1 protein-coding gene is annotated in these 523 nt (G+C 42.1%); it reads left to right on the top strand.

Going from position 1 to position 523, the window contains the following annotated elements; all coding sequences use genetic code 11:
- Positions 1–55: 55 nt before the first annotated feature.
- Positions 56–523, top strand: a 468-nt coding sequence (locus ACEWB7_RS17440) for a fimbria/pilus periplasmic chaperone (protein ID WP_411581017.1), incomplete at its 3' end; no start/stop codon positions are given.

Below are 523 nucleotides of genomic sequence, written 5' to 3'. Positions count from 1 at the left end.
CAACTGTAGTTGTATAAATGCCCGGCGTCTTTTTTATCCAGGGATGAGTTTGTCTATGTTTGCTCGTGGAATAAAAATAGTTATTCTGGCACTCCTGTGCCTTAATCTTCCCTCTGCTTTTGCAGGTATTGTGGTCGGTGGAACTCGCGTCATTTTTCATGGCAACGATCCTGACTCTACTATTTCTATTTACAATAAAGAAGTTGATTTGCCTTATCTAATACAAGTATGGGTTGATCCTTTCAGTAAGGATGATAAGAGCAAACCACCTTTTACCGTCATTCCGCCTGTTTCTCGTCTTGAGCCGAGTCAGGAAAAAGTGCTGCGCATTATTAAAACAGCGGGTGAGTTGCCAAAGGATCGCGAATCTGTTTTTTGGTTTAATGTGAAAAACATTCCGCCATCCAGTAAAAATAAAGATAGCAGTACGCTTGAGATCGCAATTAAAACGCGTATCAAGTTATTCTGGCGCCCGGCCTCTATTACGCTTATCCCGGAAAAGGCGGTAGCTAAAGTCAAATGG

Source organism: Acinetobacter sp. NIOH-H-8, assembly GCF_046635365.1.
Taxonomy (GTDB): domain Bacteria; phylum Pseudomonadota; class Gammaproteobacteria; order Pseudomonadales; family Moraxellaceae; genus Acinetobacter.
This window is presented reverse-complemented; position numbering and strand designations above follow the sequence as displayed.